Below are 15,800 nucleotides of genomic sequence, written 5' to 3' on the forward strand. Positions count from 1 at the left end.
GTGCCGACGTTAACGTGGGGAAGGGAACGATCAAATTTTTCTTTAGCCACGACAGTGAACCTCTTGCCTAAAGGGGATTAGCCTTGTTTTTTAACGAGTGCTTCGACGATGTTCGACGGAGCTTCGGCGTATTTGGAGAATTCCATGGAGTAGCTTGCGCGACCCTGAGACATGGAACGAACGTCGGTTGCGTAACCGAACATCTCTCCGAGCGGTACTTCAGCACGGACGACACGGCCAGAGACCGACTCATCCATACCCTGGACCAGACCACGACGACGGTTCAGGTCACCCATCACGTCACCCAGGTAGTCTTCCGGGGTTACAACTTCGACTTTCATGATCGGCTCGAGAACCACGCCACCGCCCTTCTGGGCCAGTTGCTTGGTCGCCATCGAAGCAGCGATCTTGAACGCCATTTCGTTGGAGTCGACGTCGTGGTACGAACCGTCGAATACCGCGGCCTTCAGGCCGATCAGAGGATAACCGGCAACAATGCCGTTTTTCATCTGCTCTTCGATACCCTTCTGGATCGCAGGGATGTATTCCTTAGGAATCACACCACCAACGACTTCGTTGGAGAACACCAGACCTTCGGTGATGTTGCCCTTTTCGTCCACGTCCGGCTCGGAGAAACGAACCCAGCAGTGACCGAACTGACCACGACCACCCGACTGACGAACGAACTTGCCTTCGATCTCGACGTTGGACTTGGTGATCTTCTCGCGGTACGAAACCTGCGGCTTGCCGATGTTGGCTTCGACGTTGAATTCGCGCTTCATGCGGTCAACGAGGATGTCCAGGTGCAGCTCACCCATACCGGAGATGATGGTCTGACCGGTTTCTTCATCGGTCTTGACGCGGAACGACGGATCTTCCTGAGCCAGCTTGCCCAGTGCGATACCCATCTTCTCCTGGTCAGCCTTGGTTTTCGGCTCGACGGACAGGGAGATTACAGGCTCCGGGAAGTCCATACGCTCAAGGATGATTGGCTTGTCGGCGTTGCACAGGGTTTCACCCGTGGTCACGTCCTTCATGCCGATCAGGGCCGCGATGTCGCCAGCGCGTACTTCCTTGATCTCTTCACGCTGGTTGGCGTGCATCTGCACCATACGACCAACGCGCTCTTTCTTGCCTTTGACCGAGTTGATCACGGAGTCGCCGGAGCTCAGAACGCCCGAGTAGACGCGGACGAAGGTCAGAGTACCTACGAACGGGTCGGTCGCGATCTTGAACGCCAGTGCCGAGAACGGCTCGTCATCGTCAGCATGACGCTCGTCCTTGCGAACGGCCGGGTCGTCTTTTGCCAGATCCTTGTCGTCCGGGTTGATACCCTGGATAGCAGGAATCTCGGTCGGCGCAGGCAGGAAGTCGATGACGGCATCCAGAACCAGGGGAACACCCTTGTTCTTGAACGACGAACCGCAGACAGCCGGAACGATCTCGCTGGCCAGGGTGCGCGCACGCAGGCCTGCCTTGATCTCTTCGACGGACAGCTCACCTTCTTCAAGGTACTTGTTCATCAGCTCTTCGTTGGCTTCGGCGGCAGCTTCAACCATGTTGTTGCGCCATTCGTTAGCCAGCTCGACCATATCCGCAGGAATTTCTTCCTCACGGTAGGTAGTGCCCTTGTCGTCTTCGTTCCAGTAGATAGCCTTCATCTTGATCAGGTCAACCTGACCCTGGAAGTTATCTTCCGAACCGATGGCCAGCTGAACAGGAACCGGAGTGTGACCCAGACGGTTCTTGATCTGACCTACGACGCGCAGGAAGTTTGCACCAGCACGGTCCATCTTGTTCACGTAAACAACACGCGGAACACCGTACTTGTTGGCTTGACGCCATACGGTTTCGGACTGCGGCTCAACGCCGGAGGTGCCGCAGAACACAACGACCGCGCCATCGAGTACACGCAGCGAACGCTCTACTTCAATGGTGAAGTCAACGTGGCCAGGGGTATCGATGACGTTTACGCGGTAGTTGTCATACTGACCACGGGAACCTTTCCAGAAGGTGGTAACGGCAGCGGAGGTAATGGTGATACCACGCTCCTGCTCCTGCACCATCCAGTCGGTGGTCGCGGCGCCGTCATGCACCTCGCCCATTTTGTGGCTCAGACCTGTGTAGAACAGGATCCGCTCGGTAGTGGTGGTCTTGCCCGCGTCAACGTGGGCACAGATACCAATGTTGCGGTAGCGGTTAATTGCTGTAGTACGAGCCATAAAGCCCTCGCAAAAAGATTGATGCTTGAATTAGAAGCGGTAGTGCGAGAACGCTTTGTTGGCTTCAGCCATACGGTGAACGTCTTCACGCTTCTTGACTGCAGCACCCTTGCCTTCGGCAGCATCCAGCAGCTCGCCGGCCAGACGCAGAGCCATCGACTTCTCGCCGCGCTTACGGGCGTAGTCTACGAGCCAGCGCATTGCCAGAGCGTTACGACGGGATGGACGAACTTCAACCGGAACCTGGTAAGTGGCACCGCCGACACGACGGGACTTTACTTCGACCAGCGGAGCGATGGCGTCGAGAGCTTTCTCGAAGATTTCCAGGGGGTCGCTGTTCTTGCGTGCTTTGACGGTATCCAGGGCACCGTAAACGATGCGCTCGGCTACGGCCTTCTTGCCGCTTTCCATCACGTGGTTCATGAACTTCGCGAGGATCTGGGATCCGTACTTCGGATCGTCAAGGATCTCACGTTTTGCTGCTACACGACGTCTTGGCATGATAAGCCCTCAAACGGTCTTCAGGTTAGCCCGGGACCAGGTCAATCGACCCACGCCCGACCTTACTCTTATCGACTCAAAAAAATGGATGTCTGCAAACGGCCGATTACTTCGGACGCTTGGTACCGTACTTCGAACGACCCTGGTTACGGCCTTTAACGCCCGAAGTATCCAGAGAGCCGCGAACGGTGTGGTAACGAACACCTGGCAAGTCTTTTACACGACCGCCACGAATCAGGACGACGCTGTGCTCTTGCAGGTTGTGGCCTTCACCACCGATGTACGAGGAAACCTCGAAACCGTTGGTCAGACGCACACGGCATACTTTACGCAGTGCCGAGTTAGGTTTTTTCGGCGTGGTGGTGTACACACGGGTGCACACGCCACGACGTTGCGGGCAGTTCTGCAGCGCAGGAACGTCGGACTTCTCGACCGAACGCTTACGCGGCTGACGTACCAGCTGGTTGATAGTTGCCATCTACTAGCTCCACTGATTGTCTTGCGACTCTATTGTCTTGCAAGAAAGCCAAAAATTGGCGAGACGGAGCCTCACCAAATTTAAGGGTACAAAAGTCTAAAGAGGATCTTGCACCCAGTCAAGACGAGGCCCCGGCCCTCCCCGCCCGATCATCGGCAACATTTCATGTCGCCGATGATCGCCCGAGGCTAGCCGGGGCCTTGCCCTGTACTTAGTTACCGCTGGAATTCAGCGCTTCGGTCAGTGCGGCTTCCACTTCACTGGCGCTTACACGCAGCGGTTTGTCGGCATCACGGCGACGCTTGCGCTCGCTGTGGTAGGCCAGACCAGTACCAGCCGGGATCAGACGACCCACGACCACGTTCTCTTTCAGGCCGCGCAGGTAGTCGCGCTTGCCGGTTACCGCCGCTTCGGTCAGTACGCGGGTTGTTTCCTGGAAGGAAGCCGCGGAGATGAACGACTCGGTCGACAGCGAGGCCTTGGTGATACCCAGCAGCACGCGGGTGAACTTGGAGATGAACTTGTCCTCGCTAGCGAGACGCTCGTTCTCTACCAGTACCTGGGTCAGTTCCATCTGGTCGCCCTTGATGAAGCTGGAATCACCCGACTCGGAGATCTCAACCTTGCGCAGCATCTGACGCAGAATGGTCTCGATGTGCTTGTCGTTGATCTTCACGCCTTGCAGACGGTAAACGTCCTGGATCTCGTTGACGATGTACTTCGCCAGCGCACTTACACCCAGCAGACGCAGGATGTCATGCGGATCGCTCGGGCCGTCCGAGATAACTTCGCCGCGGTTTACCTGTTCACCTTCGAAGACGTTCAGGTGGCGCCACTTCGGAATCAGCTCTTCGTACGGATCGCTACCGTCGGTCGGAGTGATCACCAGGCGACGCTTGCCCTTGGTCTCTTTACCGAATGCGATGGTGCCGCTGACTTCAGCCAGAATCGAGGCTTCTTTCGGACGACGCGCTTCGAACAGGTCGGCAACGCGCGGCAGACCACCGGTAATGTCACGGGTCTTCGACGTCTCTTGCGGGATACGCGCAATAACGTCACCAACACCGATCTGCGCACCGTCAGCCACACCGACAAGGGCGTTGGCCGGCAGGAAGTACTGGGCAGGTACGTCAGTACCTGGCAGGTACAGGTCCTTGCCAGCAGCATCGACCATCTTGATTGCCGGACGGATTTCTTTGCCTGCGGCAGGGCGATCCTTGACGTCCAGTACTTCAATGTTGGTCAAGCCGGTCAGTTCGTCGGTCTGACGCTTGATGGTGATGTTTTCTTCCATGCCCACGAAGGTCACGGTACCTTTCAGTTCGGTAACGATCGGGTGAGTGTGCGGGTCCCATTTGGCGACGATGGCGCCAGCCTCGACCTTTTCACCTTCCTTGACCGAAATCACCGCACCGTAAGGCAGCTTGTAGCGCTCACGCTCACGACCGAACTCGTCGGCAATCGCCAACTCACCCGAACGCGATACGGCAACCAGGTTACCGTCGGCACGCTCAACCTGCTTCAGGTTGTGCAGACGCACCATACCGCCATTCTTCACCTGGACGCTGTCGGCAGCCGAAGTACGGCTTGCAGCACCACCGATGTGGAACGTACGCATGGTCAGCTGGGTACCCGGCTCACCGATCGACTGGGCAGCGATAACGCCGACAGCTTCACCGATGTTCACCTGGTGACCGCGAGCCAGATCACGACCGTAGCACTTGGCGCAGATGCCGTAGCGGGTTTCGCAGTTGATCGGCGAACGCACGATCACTTCGTCGATGCTGTTCAGCTCGATGAACTCGACCCATTGCTCGTCGACCAAGGTACCGGCCGGAACGATAACGTCCTCGGTGCCTGGCTTGAACACGTCACGGGCGATGACACGACCCAGTACACGCTCACCCAGCGGCTCTACAACATCGCCGCCTTCGATGTGTGGCGTCATCACCAGGCCCTGATCGGTGCCGCAGTCGATCTCGGTCACAACCAGATCCTGGGCAACGTCCACCAGACGACGAGTCAGGTAACCGGAGTTAGCGGTTTTCAGTGCGGTATCCGCCAGACCCTTACGAGCACCGTGAGTCGAGATGAAGTACTGAAGTACGCTCAGACCTTCACGGAAGTTCGCAGTGATCGGCGTCTCGATGATGGAGCCGTCCGGCTTAGCCATCAGACCACGCATACCGGCCAGCTGACGGATCTGGGCTGCGGAACCCCGCGCACCCGAGTCAGCCATCATGTACATCGAGTTGAAGGACTCTTGCTCGACTTCCTTGCCTTCGCGGTCGATGACCTTCTCTTTCGAGAGGTTGGCCATCATCGCCTTGGACACTTCGTCGTTCGCCTTCGACCACAAGTCGATGACCTTGTTGTACTTCTCGCCCTGGGTTACCAGGCCGGAGGCGTACTGGCTCTCGATTTCCTTCACTTCGTCGGTAGCGTTACCGATGATGCGGGCTTTCTCGTCCGGGATAACGAAGTCGTTAACACCGATGGAAACGCCGGAAATGGTCGAGTAAGCGAAACCGGTGTACATCAACTGGTCGGCGAAGATAACGGTCTCTTTCAGACCAACCACGCGGTAGCACTGGTTGATCAGCTTGGAGATCGCCTTTTTCTTCATTGGCTGGTTGACCACGTCGTACGGCAGACCAGCCGGCACAACCTGGAACAGCAGCGCACGGCCGACGGTGGTGTCGACGATGCGGGTATTCTTGACCACCGAGCCATCACGCTCTTTCACGGTTTCGTTGATACGAACCTTGATTTTCGCGTGCAGTGCAGCTTCGCCGGCGCGGAATACGCGGTCGACTTCCTGCAGGTCGGCGAAGACGCGACCTTCGCCCTTGGCATTGATGGCTTCACGGGTCATGTAGTACAGACCCAGTACAACGTCCTGCGACGGAACGATGATTGGCTCACCGTTGGCTGGCGACAGGATGTTGTTGGTCGACATCATCAGCGCACGTGCTTCGAGCTGGGCTTCCAGGGTCAGCGGCACGTGAACGGCCATCTGGTCACCGTCGAAGTCGGCGTTGTACGCAGCACAGACCAGTGGGTGCAGCTGGATAGCCTTACCTTCGATCAGTACGGGCTCAAACGCCTGGATACCCAGACGGTGCAGGGTCGGTGCACGGTTGAGCAGTACGGGGTGTTCGCGAATCACTTCAGCGAGAACGTCCCACACCTCTGGCAGCTCGCGCTCGACCATCTTCTTGGCAGCCTTGATGGTGGTCGCCAGACCACGCATTTCCAGCTTGCCGAAAATGAACGGTTTGAACAGCTCGAGGGCCATCTTCTTCGGCAGACCGCACTGGTGCAGACGCAGGGTCGGACCTACGGTAATTACCGAACGGCCGGAGTAGTCAACACGCTTACCGAGCAAGTTCTGACGGAAGCGACCTTGCTTACCTTTGATCATGTCGGCCAGGGACTTCAGCGGACGCTTGTTCGAGCCAGTGATGGCGCGACCACGACGGCCGTTGTCCAGCAGGGCGTCGACCGCTTCCTGCAGCATGCGCTTTTCGTTGCGCACGATGATGTCCGGCGCCGACAGGTCCAGCAGGCGCTTCAGACGGTTGTTACGGTTGATCACCCGACGATACAGGTCGTTCAGGTCGGAGGTCGCGAAACGGCCACCATCCAGCGGTACCAGCGGACGCAGGTCCGGCGGCAGCACTGGCAGAACGGTCAGGACCATCCACTCAGGCAGGTTGCCCGAGCCCTGGAAGGCTTCCATCAGCTTCAGACGCTTGGAAAGCTTCTTGATCTTGGTTTCCGAGTTGGTCTGCGGAATTTCTTCGCGCAGGCGGCCGATCTCGTGCTCCAGGTCGATAGCGTGCAGCAGCTCGCGGACAGCCTCGGCACCCATGCGGGCGTCAAAGTCGTCACCGAACTCTTCCAGCGCTTCGAAGTACTGCTCGTCGTTCAGCAGCTGGCCCTTTTCCAGGGTGGTCATACCCGGATCGATAACGACATAGCTCTCGAAGTAGAGCACGCGCTCGATATCACGCAGGGTCATGTCCATCAGCAGGCCGATACGGGACGGCAGCGACTTCAGGAACCAGATGTGGGCAACCGGCGAGGCCAGTTCGATGTGCGCCATGCGCTCACGACGAACCTTCGCCAAGGCAACTTCAACGCCGCACTTCTCGCAGATAACGCCGCGGTGCTTGAGGCGCTTGTACTTGCCGCACAGGCACTCGTAGTCCTTGACTGGGCCAAAGATCTTGGCGCAGAACAGGCCGTCACGCTCAGGCTTGAACGTACGGTAGTTGATGGTTTCCGGCTTCTTAACTTCACCGAACGACCACGAACGGATCATTTCAGGCGACGCCAGACCGATGCGGATGGCGTCGAACTCTTCGACTTGACCCTGGTTTTTCAGCAAATTCAGTAGGTCTTTCAAGGCCTTTCCTCCTGGCGGAGCAGGGAGCGGGCATTACCTGCCCCACCCCCCTTCGCGTCACGTGTTATTCGGTTTCCAGATCGATATCGATACCGAGCGAACGGATCTCTTTGATCAACACGTTGAAGGACTCGGGCATGCCCGGCTCCATACGGTGATCGCCATCCACGATGTTCTTGTACATCTTGGTACGGCCGTTCACGTCGTCCGACTTCACTGTGAGCATTTCTTGCAGGGTGTATGCCGCGCCGTATGCTTCCAGCGCCCACACTTCCATCTCCCCGAAACGCTGACCACCGAACTGCGCCTTACCACCCAGCGGCTGCTGGGTAACCAGGCTGTAGGAACCAGTGGAACGCGCGTGCATCTTGTCGTCCACCAAGTGGTTCAGCTTGAGCATGTACATGTAACCAACGGTCACAGGACGCTCGAACTTGTTGCCGGTACGGCCGTCGAACAGCACCATCTGGCCGCTCTCTGGCAGGTCGGCCAGCTTCAGCATGGCCTTGATCTCGCGCTCCTTGGCACCATCGAAGACCGGGGTAGCCATCGGCACGCCTTTCTTCAGGTTGTTAGCCAGGGCCAGGATCTCTTCGTCGGTGAATTCGTCGAGGTTTTCCTGACGACCGCCGATCTCGTTGTAGACCTCGGTCAGGAACACGCGCAGCTCAGCGGCTTTACGCTGCTCTTCGAGCATGCGGTCGATCTTCTCGCCCAGGCCCTTGGCCGCGAGGCCCAGGTGGGTTTCAAGGATCTGACCAACGTTCATACGCGAAGGTACACCCAGCGGGTTCAGTACGACGTCAACCGGCGTACCGTTGGCATCGTGCGGCATGTCTTCAACCGGCATGATGACCGAGACAACACCCTTGTTACCGTGACGACCGGCCATCTTGTCACCCGGCTGGATGCGGCGGCGGATTGCCAGGTAAACCTTGACGATCTTCAGTACGCCCGGTGCCAGGTCATCGCCCTGCTGCAGCTTGCGCTTCTTGTCTTCGAACTTGTCGTCCAGCAGACGGCGACGATCGACGATGTACTGCTGAGCCTTTTCCAACTGCTCGTTCAGTGCATCTTCAGCCATGCGCAGTTTGAACCACTGGCCGTGCTCCAGACCGTCCAGCACTTCGTCAGTGATCACAGTGCCTTTCTTCAGGCCCGCACCACCGTCAACCACCTGGCCGTTCAGAGCCGAACGCAGACGCTCGAAGGTTGCACCTTCGACAATGCGGAACTCTTCGTTGAGGTCCTTGCGAATCTCGTCGAGCTGCATCTTCTCGATGGCCAGTGCGCGGCTATCGCGCTCCACGCCATCACGGGTGAAGACCTGTACGTCGATGACAGTACCCTTGGTGCCGGTTGGCACACGCAGGGAGGTGTCCTTAACGTCGCTGGCCTTCTCACCGAAGATTGCGCGCAGCAGTTTTTCTTCCGGAGTCAGCTGGGTTTCGCCTTTTGGCGTGACCTTGCCGACCAGGATGTCGCCAGCGCCAACTTCAGCACCTACGTAAACGATACCGGCTTCGTCCAGCTTGTTCAGTGCAGCTTCACCCACGTTCGGGATGTCCGCAGTGATTTCCTCTGGGCCAAGCTTGGTGTCACGCGCCACACAGGTCAGTTCCTGAATGTGGATGGTGGTGAAGCGATCTTCCTGAACAACACGTTCGGACAGGCAGATGGAGTCTTCGAAGTTGAAGCCGTTCCACGCCATGAACGCGATGCGCATGTTCTGACCCAGAGCCAGCTCACCCATGTCGGTGGACGGGCCGTCGGCCATGATGTCACCACGCTGAACCTTGTCACCTTTGCTCACCAGCGGACGCTGGTTGATGCAGGTGTTCTGGTTCGAACGGGTGTACTTGGTCAGGTTGTAGATATCCACACCCGCTTCGCCGGTTTCCACTTCGTCGTCGGCAACGCGAACAACGATACGGCTGGCGTCGACCGAGTCGATCACACCACCGCGGCGAGCAACCACGCAGACACCGGAGTCACGGGCAACGTTGCGCTCCATGCCGGTACCTACCAGCGGCTTGTCGGCACGCAGGGTCGGTACAGCCTGACGCTGCATGTTCGAACCCATCAATGCACGGTTGGCGTCGTCGTGCTCAAGGAACGGAATGAGCGACGCTGCAACGGAAACAACCTGCTTCGGCGAAACGTCCATCAGGGTGACGTCTTCCGGCGCCTTGACGGTGAATTCGTTCAGGTGACGAACTGCTACCAGCTCATCGATCAGTTGCTTCTTGTCGTTCATCGCGGCCGAAGCCTGTGCGATGACGTGATCCGCCTCTTCGATTGCCGACAGGAACACGATGTCGTCGCTGACAACGCCTTCCTTCACAACACGGTACGGGCTTTCCAGGAAGCCGTACTGGTTGGTGCGGGCGTAGGCCGCCAGGGAGTTGATCAGACCGATGTTCGGACCTTCAGGCGTCTCGATCGGGCACACACGGCCATAGTGGGTCGGGTGTACGTCACGGACTTCGAAGCCGGCACGCTCACGAGTCAGACCGCCAGGGCCGAGTGCGGAGACGCGGCGCTTGTGGGTAATCTCCGAGAGAGGGTTGTTCTGGTCCATGAACTGGGACAGCTGGCTGGAACCGAAGAACTCTTTCACCGCCGCCGCTACCGGCTTGGCGTTGATCAGGTCTTGCGGCATCAGGCCTTCGCTTTCCGCCATCGACAGGCGTTCCTTGACCGCGCGCTCGACACGCACAAGGCCAACACGGAACTGGTTCTCGGCCATCTCGCCGACGCAACGTACGCGACGGTTACCCAGGTGGTCGATGTCGTCGACGATGCCTTTGCCGTTACGGATATCGACCAGGGTCTTCAGAACCTCGACGATGTCTTCCTTGCTCAGCACGCCCGAACCCTCGATCTCGGTACGACCGATACGACGGTTGAACTTCATGCGGCCTACGGCGGACAGATCGTAACGCTCGGCGCTGAAGAACAGGTTGTTGAACAGGGTCTCGGCTGCATCCTTGGTTGGCGGCTCGCCTGGACGCATCATGCGGTAGATTTCGACCAGAGCTTCCAGTTGGTTGCTGGTGGTATCGATCTTCAGGGTGTCAGAGATGAACGGACCGCAATCGATGTCGTTGGTGTACAGGGTCTCGATACGGACAACCTGCGCCTTGGCGACCTTGATCAGCAGCTCGGTGGTCATCTCGGTATTGCATTCGGCGAGAATCTCGCCGGTAGCCGGATGCACGATTGCCTTGGCGGTAGTGCGGCCCAGGACGTACTCCATTGGAACGTCCAGTTGCTTGACGCCGGCCTTCTCGAGCTGGTTGATGTGGCGCGCGGTAATACGGCGGCCTTGCTCGACGATGACTTTGCCGGTTTCGTCATGGATGTCCATGACTGCAACTTCACCACGCAGACGCTGCGGCACCAGTTCCAGGCTGAGTTTTTCGCCGGAAATGTGGAACACGCTGGTGGTGTAGAAGGTGTTCAGCACTTCTTCAGTGCTGTAACCCAGGGCGCGCAGCAGCACCGAGGCCGGCAGTTTGCGGCGACGGTCGATACGCACGAACACGCAGTCCTTCGGATCGAACTCGAAGTCCAACCAGGAACCGCGGTAAGGGATGATGCGAGCGGAGTACAGCAGCTTGCCCGAGCTGTGGGTCTTGCCACGATCGTGGTCGAAGAACACACCAGGCGAACGGTGCAGCTGGGAAACGATCACACGCTCGGTACCGTTGATAACGAAGGTACCGTTCTCAGTCATCAGGGGGATTTCACCCATGTAGACTTCTTGCTCTTTGATGTCCTTGATCGCTTTGTTCGACGATTCCTTGTCGAAGATGATCAGGCGCACCTTGACCCGCAGTGGGACCGCGAAGGTCACGCCACGCAGGACACATTCCTTCACATCGAAGGCGGGTTCGCCCAGGCGATAGCCTACGTACTCCAGGGCAGCATTGCCGGAGTAGCTGATGATCGGGAATACCGATTTGAAGGCCGCGTGCAGGCCGACGTCGCGGAAGTGATCCTTGGATGCTCCCGCTTGCAGGAATTCGCGATACGAATCCAGCTGGATGGCCAGGAGGTAAGGCACATCCATGACGTCCGGCAACTTGCTAAAGTCCTTGCGGATACGTTTTTTCTCAGTGTATGAGTAAGCCATCAGCGTTCCCCAGCTTGGTCACCTGCTTGTTTGGCTTCTCCCGGCGGGAGCAGCCAGAAAATCGTGCAAACCCCTTGGTTTGCGCCACCCACATGGGTGTCTTGCAGCTCGTTATCGGGACCGGCCTGACCGGCCACCAATAACGGAAAAAGGCCGGTGGCATAAGCCACCAGCCATCAGCCTTTCGCTCAACGCTCAGGCTGGCATCGCAAGGTCGAGATTACTTCAGCTCGACTTTAGCGCCTGCTTCTTCCAGCTTCTTCTTAGCGTCTTCAGCGGCTTCTTTCGAAACGCCTTCAGCTACAACCTGAGGAGCGCCATCGACTTTCTCTTTGGCTTCTTTCAGGCCCAGACCGGTCAGCTCGCGAACAGCTTTAATCACGTTCACTTTCTTGTCGCCGGCTTCAACCAGAACAACGTTGAACTCGGTCTGCTCTTCAACAACGGCAGCAGCAGCAGCTGGGCCAGCAGCGGCAACAGCAGCGGTAACGCCGAAGGTTTCTTCCATTGCTTTGATCAGCTCAACAACTTCCAGAACGGTTTTCTGGCCGATTGCTTCGATGATTTGTTCGTTAGTCAGAGACATGACTTAAATCCTGTATTGGGGTGACAGCCTACGCAGCCATCAAATTAAACGTATGATTTTGAAAGAATTCGCGCGCCTTAGGCAGCGGTAGCTTCTTTCTGGTCGCGAATGGCTGCCAGAGTACGAGCCAGCTTGCTGGTAGCGCCTTGAATAACGCTCATCAGTTTTGCGATAGCTTCGTCGCGGGTCGGCAGGGTAGCCAACACGTCGATCTGGTTCGCTGCAATGAAATTGCCGTCAAACGCAGCTGCCTTGATCTCGAACTTGTCCTGACCCTTGGCGAACTCTTTGAACAGACGAGCAGCAGCGCCCGGGTGTTCGTTGGAGAAAGCAATCAGGGTCGGGCCTTTGAACGCGTCGTTGAGGATCGAGAATTCGGTGCCTTCAACAGCGCGCTTGAGCAGGGTATTACGCACTACACGCACGTATACACCAGCTTCGCGGGCCTCTTTACGGAGTCCGGTCATTGCGCTTACAGTCACACCACGGGCATCAGCCACGACAGCGGACAGAGCGACTTTGGCAGCCTCGTTGACTTCAGCGACGATGGCCTTCTTGTCTTCGAGTTTAATTGCCACGGGTTTACTCCTGGTTTTTACCGTTTCATCTGGCCGAAGCCGGATGTCGTTTTGGTGTCTGATTCGGTAACGAATCGGGAGCACCATCTGCGTGGGCTGATATTTTAAGGCTTGCGCCGCCTACGGTCTTGGATAGCCCCCGCCAGGCAGGGACCCCAATTTTTGCTGGCGGCGCGACTGGTCGCGCCGCCATGTTCTTACACGTTCAGCGAGCTCTGATCGATGACCAGACCTGGGCCCATGGTGGTGCTCAGGGTAACGCGCTTAACGTAGATACCTTTCGAAGAGGCCGGCTTGATACGCTTCAGGTCAGCGATCAGGGCTTCAACGTTTTCCTTCAGCTTGTCAGCTTCAAAGCCGATCTTGCCAACGGAGGTGTGGATAATACCGTTTTTGTCGGTACGGTAGCGAACCTGACCAGCCTTGGCGTTTTTCACGGCAGTGGCTACGTCCGGGGTCACGGTACCAACTTTCGGGTTAGGCATCAGGCCGCGAGGACCCAGAACCTGACCCAGTTGACCTACAACGCGCATGGCATCAGGGGATGCGATAACGACGTCATAGTTCAGGTCGCCGCCTTTCATTTCGGCAGCCAGATCGTCCATACCTACGCGATCAGCGCCGGCAGCCAGAGCAGCTTCAGCAGCTGGACCCTGGGTAAAGACAGCAACGCGAACGGTCTTGCCAGTGCCGTGTGGCAGCACGGTAGCGCTACGAACGACCTGGTCGGATTTACGCGGATCAACACCGAGGTTAACGGCGATGTCGTAGGACTCGACGAACTTGGCAGCGGGCAGCGAGGCCAGCAGAGTTGCCGCTTCTTCGAAGTTGTAGGCCTTGCCTGCTTCGATTTTCTCGGCGATTGCCTTTTGGCGTTTGGTCAGCTTAGCCATTACACACCCTCCACGTTCAGGCCCATGCTGCGGGCAGAGCCAGCGATGGTGCGTACAGCAGCGTCCAGGTCAGCGGCAGTCAGATCAGCCTGTTTAGCTTTGGCGATGTCTTCCAGCTGAGCACGGGTAACGGTACCGACTTTAACGGTGTTCGGGCGAGCCGAACCACTGGTCAGGCCAGCAGCTTTCTTCAGCAGAACCGAGGCAGGGGTGCTCTTGGTCTCGAAGGTGAAGCTACGGTCGCTGTAGACAGTGATGATCACTGGAGTCGGCAGGCCGGCTTCTTGACCCTGGGTACGGGCGTTGAAGGCCTTGCAGAATTCCATGATGTTCACACCATGTTGACCCAGAGCTGGACCAACGGGTGGGCTTGGGTTGGCCTGGCCGGCCTTAACTTGCAGCTTGATGTAAGCCTGAATCTTCTTAGCCATGAGCTACTCCAAAATCGGGTACGAACGCCTGATGGCTCCCCGGATGACTTGCGTTTTATCCCAGTGACGACAAAACCCCGCAGCACACAGGGCTGCGGGGTATGGGATGCTTCGTCCGCCTAGACCTTCTCGACCTGGCTGAACTCGAGCTCCACCGGAGTAGAGCGACCGAAAATGAGCACCGCAACCTGCAGGCGGCTCTTTTCGTAGTTAACCTCTTCGACACTACCATTGAAGTCAGCAAACGGACCATCAATGACTCGAACCACTTCTCCTGGCTCGAAGAGCGTCTTGGGCTTCGGCTTGTCACTGCCGTCGGCAACGCGACGCAGAATAGCCTCAGCCTCTTTATCGGTGATCGGTGCAGGCTTGTCAGCAGTACCACCAATAAAGCCCATCACGCGAGGGGTGTCCTTGACCAAGTGCCAAGTCCCTTCGTTCATCTCCATCTGGACCAGCACATAGCCAGGGAAGAACTTGCGCTCACTCTTGCGCTTCTGGCCGTTGCGCATTTCGACGACTTCTTCGGTCGGAACCAAGATCTCGCCGAAACCGTCTTCCATGCCAGCCAGCTTGACGCGCTCGATCAGGGAGCGCATTACATGCTTCTCGTAACCCGAGTAAGCATGCACAACATACCAACGCTTAGCCACGGGACACCTTTAGCCAACGATCAAGGAGACCGCCCAGCCGAGCAGGGAGTCGAGCCCCCACAGCAGCAGTGCCATAACCAGCACGACAGCCACGACAATCAGCGTGGTCTGGGTGGTTTCCTGGCGGGTCGGCCACACGACTTTACGAATCTCGGTACGAGCTTCCTTCGCCAACGCAAAGAACGACTTGCCCTTCGCAGTCTGCAGGGCTACAAAGCCCGCGACAGCAGCCAGAACGAGAAGTACAAGGACGCGATACAGGATTGGAGAGGCGGAGTAATATTGATTACCCACAACACCAACAACCACCAAAGCCACTACAGCCAGCCACTTGAACAGATCAAAACGCGATTCTTGGGCTTCAGTTTTGGGGGTCATCGAGGAGGATCCTGTAAGAAGAAAGCCATCACACCGAGGTGAAATGGCAGGTCAGGAGGGAATCGAACCCCCAACCTACGGTTTTGGAGACCGTCGCTCTGCCAATTGAGCTACTGACCTGTAACGCTGTATCAGGCCGGCCATTATACCGGCCTGATCAAGTAAATCAACTACTTATTCAATAATTTTTGCTACGACACCGGCGCCGACGGTACGACCGCCTTCACGGATAGCGAAGCGCAGACCGTCTTCCATTGCGATGGTCTTGATCAGGGTAACAGTCATCTGAATGTTGTCACCTGGCATTACCATTTCAACGCCTTCCGGCAGCTCGCAGTTACCGGTCACGTCAGTGGTACGGAAGTAGAACTGTGGACGGTAGCCTTTGAAGAACGGAGTGTGACGGCCGCCTTCTTCCTTCGACAGGACGTAGACTTCTGCGGTGAACTTGGTGTGCGGCTTGACCGAACCTGGCTTGACCAGAACCTGACCACGCTCAACGTCGTCACGCTTGGTACCACGCAGCAGAAC

11 protein-coding genes, 1 tRNA gene and 1 pseudogene are annotated in these 15,800 nt (G+C 57.4%); all 13 read right to left on the reverse strand.

Annotated features, from left to right (window positions below):
- Nucleotides 1–77: 77 nt before the first annotated feature.
- Entirely contained in the window at nt 78–2,222 is a 2,145-nt protein-coding gene (fusA, locus tag ACF8RA_RS20650; protein WP_209968313.1) for an elongation factor G, read from the reverse strand.
- Between the two features lie 30 nt (nt 2,223–2,252).
- The gene (rpsG, locus tag ACF8RA_RS20655; RefSeq protein WP_003246741.1) at nt 2,253–2,723 is read right to left on the reverse strand and encodes a 30S ribosomal protein S7; all 471 of its coding nucleotides are present in this window, start codon (nt 2,721–2,723) and stop codon (nt 2,253–2,255) included.
- Between the two features lie 106 nt (nt 2,724–2,829).
- Complete coding sequence (gene rpsL / locus ACF8RA_RS20660) at nt 2,830–3,201, reverse strand: 30S ribosomal protein S12 (protein WP_003255492.1); 372 nt, start codon at nt 3,199–3,201, stop codon at nt 2,830–2,832.
- Between the two features lie 211 nt (nt 3,202–3,412).
- Nucleotides 3,413–7,612: a DNA-directed RNA polymerase subunit beta' gene (gene rpoC / locus ACF8RA_RS20665; RefSeq protein ID WP_014589475.1), complete on the reverse strand. Its 4,200-nt coding sequence runs from the start codon at nt 7,610–7,612 to the stop codon at nt 3,413–3,415.
- A 64-nt stretch (nt 7,613–7,676) separates the two neighbouring features.
- Nucleotides 7,677–11,750 carry a DNA-directed RNA polymerase subunit beta gene (gene rpoB, locus ACF8RA_RS20670; protein WP_176684322.1) on the reverse strand — a complete coding sequence of 1,358 codons (4,074 nt, stop codon included), beginning with the start codon at nt 11,748–11,750 and terminating at the stop codon, nt 7,677–7,679.
- 220 nt (nt 11,751–11,970) lie between these two features.
- Nucleotides 11,971–12,336: a 50S ribosomal protein L7/L12 gene (gene rplL / locus ACF8RA_RS20675; RefSeq protein WP_003255496.1), complete on the reverse strand. Its 366-nt coding sequence runs from the start codon at nt 12,334–12,336 to the stop codon at nt 11,971–11,973.
- A gap of 77 nt (nt 12,337–12,413) precedes the next feature.
- Complete coding sequence (gene rplJ / locus ACF8RA_RS20680; RefSeq protein ID WP_016715872.1) at nt 12,414–12,914, reverse strand: 50S ribosomal protein L10; 501 nt, start codon at nt 12,912–12,914, stop codon at nt 12,414–12,416.
- A 197-nt stretch (nt 12,915–13,111) separates the two neighbouring features.
- Nucleotides 13,112–13,807, reverse strand: a complete 696-nt coding sequence (rplA, locus tag ACF8RA_RS20685; RefSeq protein WP_003255499.1) for a 50S ribosomal protein L1 — start codon at nt 13,805–13,807, stop codon at nt 13,112–13,114.
- On the reverse strand, nt 13,807–14,238 hold the full coding sequence (gene rplK / locus ACF8RA_RS20690; RefSeq protein ID WP_003255500.1) for a 50S ribosomal protein L11: 432 nt from the start codon (nt 14,236–14,238) through the stop codon (nt 13,807–13,809). Before rplK ends, rplA begins: the two co-directional genes overlap by 1 nt.
- Before the next feature lie 119 nt (nt 14,239–14,357).
- A complete protein-coding gene (nusG, locus tag ACF8RA_RS20695; RefSeq protein ID WP_003255501.1) occupies nt 14,358–14,891 on the reverse strand; it encodes a transcription termination/antitermination protein NusG in 534 nt (177 codons plus the stop codon).
- A 9-nt stretch (nt 14,892–14,900) separates the two neighbouring features.
- Nucleotides 14,901–15,269, reverse strand: coding sequence for a preprotein translocase subunit SecE (secE, locus tag ACF8RA_RS20700; RefSeq protein ID WP_003255502.1), 369 nt, complete (start codon nt 15,267–15,269; stop codon nt 14,901–14,903).
- A gap of 44 nt (nt 15,270–15,313) precedes the next feature.
- Nucleotides 15,314–15,389 (reverse strand) — tRNA-Trp (locus tag ACF8RA_RS20705).
- Between the two features lie 54 nt (nt 15,390–15,443).
- A pseudogene (locus ACF8RA_RS20710) lies at nt 15,444–15,800 on the reverse strand (elongation factor Tu); the annotation flags it as partial.

The sequence above is a fragment of the Pseudomonas sp. FYR_5 genome (assembly GCF_043106315.1).
GTDB lineage: Bacteria > Pseudomonadota > Gammaproteobacteria > Pseudomonadales > Pseudomonadaceae > Aquipseudomonas > Aquipseudomonas putida_Y.